The following is a 4,378-nucleotide window of genomic DNA, read 5'->3' on the forward strand; positions in this document are numbered from 1 at the left end:
GCAAAACACCCGATCCCATCCCGAACTCGGCCGTTAAGTGCCGCTGCGCCGATGGTACTGCGTCTCAAGACGTGGGAGAGTAGGTCACCGCCAGACCTGGTAAGAAACGCAACATCTCTCTAAACGACATAAACACCCCAACAGGACATCCTTGGCGCGGGGTAGAGCAGCCCGGTAGCTCGTCAGGCTCATAACCTGAAGGTCATAGGTTCAAATCCTATCCCCGCAACCAAAATAAGACACAGCATCAGCAGTTTAGCAGCCTCCCTCCCGGGAGGCTTTTTGCGTTCCAGAACCGTGTCAACATAGTGTCAGCAAAACACAAGCGGCGGATGGCAGCGAATGGCGCCGCACCTTCCGCTTGATCGAGCCGCGACCAACAGCCGCCTGGTGCCAGACGCCATCACGTCCACCCGATGGGCAAGACCAACGACCTAGTTCTCGCCCGGCTTGATCGCCCAAGTGCAAGACCGACATCAATGCGGCCCTAGGCCAAATGCGTGCCGCCAGCCATGATCACATTGTCTTTTCGTCTGAGGCCTAGCTAGGGTCGTCGTCAGGATTGATCCTGCCGTGCCACTGCCGCGCTACTGCGGTGCCAAGTTCGAGAATGCCGATCAAGAGCGACAGCATGACGGCAATGGCGAACAGCATGGTGCTGGACGAGATCGCATCGACCCAGTCCGGCTTGAACAAGGTCGGCGCGTTCAGACCGAAATGGTTCACTCTCAGGGCCACAGGGGCATGCTGGGTCAGCAGCGTGACGATGACGCCGCGCTGGTCGTCTTCGGTTGGGGTCAGATGGCCAAAGCTGGTGACCGCAGTGTCGTCCTGCGGCGCGCCGTCACGCCTGAAATCCACGGCCGAGCCGCGCGTCAGGGTGCCGCTTTGCACGACGTCAGTGACGTCGCGAAAGATCGAGACCGCCATTCCGCTCTGCAAAGCCTGCCAGGTGCCCTCCAAAAGGTAGTCGTCGCTGCCGCTTGAGACGGTTCGACCGATGCCGACGATACCTTGAAAGGCCAAGGCACCATGTCCACGCCAGTCTGCATCAGGAACGACAATCAGGGTGCCCGATGGTATGGTCGCGGTCGCGTCGTTCTGAACGGTGATCTGAAGCGCTCCCGACGCGGCGCGTCTCCACGCTATCTCGGTGCCGTCCCGCCACGCAACGATGCGTTCTGCAAAAGTGGTGGCCTCGTAAATCCGGGCATCGCAGAGCGAGACGTCGCGGGCCGCCAGCATCCGGAAATCGGGGCTGTCGCGTAGACGGCATTCCACGCCGCTCTGGATCATCCAGTCGTTCAACTCGCCCTCGAACGCAATCGTACCGCCCAGGGATCGCGCCACAAGGCTGAAGGTCCGCTCGCGCGCCATGGTTGCCAGCAGGATGGCGATGCAGGCGGCTCCGATCAGGGCCAGAGTGAACCAACGCAGTCTTACCCCTCGGATGGAGTATAGCCGGGTTTCTCGCCGTTCCCTGCGTACCGGGCGCACCGTTACGTGTCCGGAAACCAGACGACGACCGAGGTCGGCTCGGACGGCTTGCCATCCTTGAGGCGATAGATCGTGATATCGGTCGGCCCCGCCCTGTCCGCCGGATCGATCCGGCATTTCCGGTCGAAGGCGATGGTGCTTTCGAGCTCCAGCCGCTCGCAGCGAACGGGCGCCGTCTGCTCGTCGACATAGGCAAAGACTTCGTCTGCGTTGAACGAGTTGACAATGATGTCCACAGCTGGCGCGTCACGCGTGTTCCAAAGCACCACCGACAGTTCGTCCGCCTTGCCTTGGCCGCAGGGGCCCCGCGCGACCATGACCCCGATACCGTCGGCGGGAACGCCGCGCAAAAGCGCACTGTAGCCGGTGACGAAAGTCAACGCCGCCGCTCCGCCCTGCCAGGATGCGGGCACCGGATAGTTGCCATAGGCCTCATAGCGTCCGTCGACCGACACGACATGAATGCAAGCCATCTCCCCACCCCACTCAGCCGGCAGATAGCCGATCAGGCGCGGGCCATCCGCAGCTTGAAACTGGACCTGTACGCCCAGCACTACGGATCCGGATATATCCGCCGCTTCCCGGAAAAATTCTTGGACACCGGGGGCTTCGGGTGCGATCTCTTGGACATCCTGCGCCCTGGCGACGGGCGTTGCGACCTGCAGGACCATCAAGGTGGACATGATGCTGAAAATCAACCTGAGCATGGCCTGTGCCTTTGTCTTTTGTGGTCTTGGGGCAGTCTATCCGCAACCGGTCCCTGCTCAAAGCGTTTCCATCCAGAACGGTCTGGGCGAGTTCGGATATGGCTGGATGTTCGGCCGCAACGGGACCTGCTACATCGTCATGCCCCGTCACGTCGCAGGGCCTTTCCCTCGGGTCACGGTTTCGACTGCAGCGCCCGTCGAGAGCGCCACTGCGACGGTCATTTCTCCGTTCTGGCCCGGGATCGACCTCGCGCTTGGGGTCGCCCGCGGCGGGATCGGCAACCGCTGCCAGTCGGAACTTGAGGCCTTGGCCGAAACCCGGGAAACGTCATCGGCGCATCAGGCAGATTTGTTGCGGTTGAACCAGACGGGCGAGATTTCTCGCGAGCAGCTGCAGGTGGCCGACCGGACCTATCTGACATTCACGGGCACACTGGCTGATCCCGAGGCGGCGATCGGACAGGGCACGTCCGGTGCATTCGCCTTTGTCGATGGTCAACCGGCTGGTATGGCCGTCAGCTCCGACGATACTCAGCGGGCGACCTTCATCCGCTCGGGTGAGATTTTCATCCATATCCGGCGCTATCTCGACGAACAGGGTGGCGCCTTTGCGGCGCCAAGCGATGCTAGCGTGACAGAGCCGGTCGACGATGCGGATACGGATGCCCTGCCGCTGCGGGTGCTCGAAAGCTCGGTCAGGCCAGTCAATCCGATGTTCGCCCCCGAAAACATGACCGGGCCCGGCCAGTTCGTCTTTGCGCAGCAGGCGCTGATGCAGGTCGCCGTCGGCTTCGATGCAATCACGCCGACCTCGCGGCTGGTCATCCGGTCGAACCCCGGGCCCGGGCAGACATCGCCCAAGACGGTCCTGCTGACCTGGTCCTTGGAAGGCGAGGGGGCGGGCTTCCGGTCTTGGCTACGGGGCGAGATGGCCGCCGACGGCGTCTTCGACACGGGCAAGGTGGCTCAGCGCAACCTGCGGCGTCTGCAGGTGATCGTGCTGGACACCTGGGGCAGCGGCGACGTCGTGATCGACGAGATCACCGCCTATTAAGGCTAGTCGACCAACTGGACCGAAAACGGGACGGCTTCATCGACAGCATACATTGTCCCGGTGCCTTCAAGCCGACCCGACTCCGAGATGGTGGCGCGGGCGTTCAGTCTGGAGGGTGTCAGAAAGACGCCGTCGCTGTTGATCGTGATGAAGCAATCTCTTTCATTGGCGGTGCTTGCAAAGCACTTCTGTTCGTCGAGATATGTTGACACGCCAATCCGCCAATATCCGACATTCTCGTTGATCGTTCCATTCCAATTGCCGGTCACGGTCCCTTCGAAACTCGTGTCCTTGACGTTCGTCCCGTCAAAACGGAACGAGAGGATCGGCCCGGTTTTCAGCCAGGCTTCGAAAGCCGTACGCTTGACGCCGGGATTGGGGGACAGCAAGCCGAATTCCAAGGCCATCCGCACCAGATCCGGATCACCACTTTCCAGCATCACCTGCATGGCCAGCCGACTGCGCTCGGGATCGGGGTCGTTCAGCAACGCCTGATATGGGTTCAGGTCGCTCATCCGCTCGTCGATGATCTTGCTGATGTCTTCAGGGCTGAGGGTCTGAGCCGATGCTGGCAGGCCGGTCAGAAGGGTGATCACAACTGCTTGCACAAAGTTCTTCATTACCCGTTATTCCCTCAAAAATACTGCCAAACATGTTGGTTTAAGATTGCCGGGGCTCGGCAGCAGCTGTCAATCCGAAACGTTGCTGGAGTCTGCCTGTGAACTGGAACCAATACGCGCTCAAAGGATCAGCTCCGGCCTAGCCTGTGTGGAGACCCGCCGCACCGCAAAAAGGTGGTCTGGGGGATCGGGCGCAGTACTTCATCAGCGGAGCAAAGCTTTCCTTCCGTCTCTCACCCGGGTCGCGGCCATCACATTTCGGGTGCCGATCAAGGCTACCATCCGCTTTATGATGTATGGGCCATTTAGATCACTGCACCACTAGGCTCGATGGCCGATCAGCTTATACATTGGAGGTCAAGGTGCGCACCTCCTGACCTGCCCCCCGTGGGTCCCTCGGTCATAACGAGAGTCTGCCGGTTTGAGATTGGTAGTCGGCGGATGGTTTCAGGGCAAGCGCGCCGGGCGTGGAACCCTCGGTTAGCGCAAGCGTCCGGCGC

At 61.1% G+C, this 4,378-nt stretch carries 4 protein-coding genes, 1 tRNA gene and 1 rRNA gene; 3 read left to right on the plus strand and 3 right to left on the minus strand.

The genetic code is table 11. From position 1 onward, the window contains the following. A 5S ribosomal RNA gene (rrf, locus tag FA743_RS19915) occupies positions 1–96 on the plus strand; the annotation flags it as partial. Positions 97–155: 59 nt separating this feature from the next. Continuing rightward, a tRNA-Met gene (locus FA743_RS19920) sits at positions 156–232 on the plus strand. 308 nt (positions 233–540) lie between these two features. On the opposite strand, the gene FA743_RS19925 is transcribed toward FA743_RS19920, so the two are convergent. Together FA743_RS19925 and FA743_RS19930 are read right to left on the minus strand one after the other, a co-directional pair. After that, complete coding sequence (locus FA743_RS19925) at positions 541–1,377, minus strand: hypothetical protein (protein WP_136887795.1); 837 nt, start codon at positions 1,375–1,377, stop codon at positions 541–543. 122 nt (positions 1,378–1,499) lie between these two features. Further along, positions 1,500–2,204: a hypothetical protein gene (locus FA743_RS19930; protein WP_169308958.1), complete on the minus strand. Its 705-nt coding sequence runs from the start codon at positions 2,202–2,204 to the stop codon at positions 1,500–1,502. Between FA743_RS19930 and FA743_RS19935 the strand changes: the two genes are divergently transcribed. Continuing rightward, on the plus strand, positions 2,179–3,258 hold the full coding sequence (locus FA743_RS19935; protein ID WP_246055076.1) for a hypothetical protein: 1,080 nt from the start codon (positions 2,179–2,181) through the stop codon (positions 3,256–3,258). The two genes, FA743_RS19930 and FA743_RS19935, sit on opposite strands and share 26 nt — an antisense overlap. Positions 3,259–3,260: 2 nt before the next feature. Here the strand turns inward: FA743_RS19935 and FA743_RS19940 are convergent, their stop codons facing one another. Next, on the minus strand, positions 3,261–3,878 hold the full coding sequence (locus FA743_RS19940; RefSeq protein WP_136887797.1) for a HEAT repeat domain-containing protein: 618 nt from the start codon (positions 3,876–3,878) through the stop codon (positions 3,261–3,263). Between the last annotated feature and the right edge of the window lie 500 nt (positions 3,879–4,378).

This window comes from Paracoccus gahaiensis (assembly GCF_005048225.1).
Taxonomy (GTDB): domain Bacteria; phylum Pseudomonadota; class Alphaproteobacteria; order Rhodobacterales; family Rhodobacteraceae; genus Paracoccus; species Paracoccus gahaiensis.

Excerpts from the sequence above, each read along its gene's own strand:
- FA743_RS19925 (WP_136887795.1), bottom strand. The coding sequence starts at position 1,377 with ATGGCGCGCGAGCGGACCTTCAGCCTTGTGGCGCGATCCCTGGGCGGT.
- FA743_RS19935 (WP_246055076.1), top strand. The coding sequence starts at position 2,179 with ATGATGCTGAAAATCAACCTGAGCATGGCCTGTGCCTTTGTCTTTTGT.
- FA743_RS19940 (WP_136887797.1), bottom strand. The coding sequence starts at position 3,878 with ATGAAGAACTTTGTGCAAGCAGTTGTGATCACCCTTCTGACCGGCCTG.
- FA743_RS19930 (WP_169308958.1), bottom strand. The coding sequence starts at position 2,204 with ATGCTCAGGTTGATTTTCAGCATCATGTCCACCTTGATGGTCCTGCAG.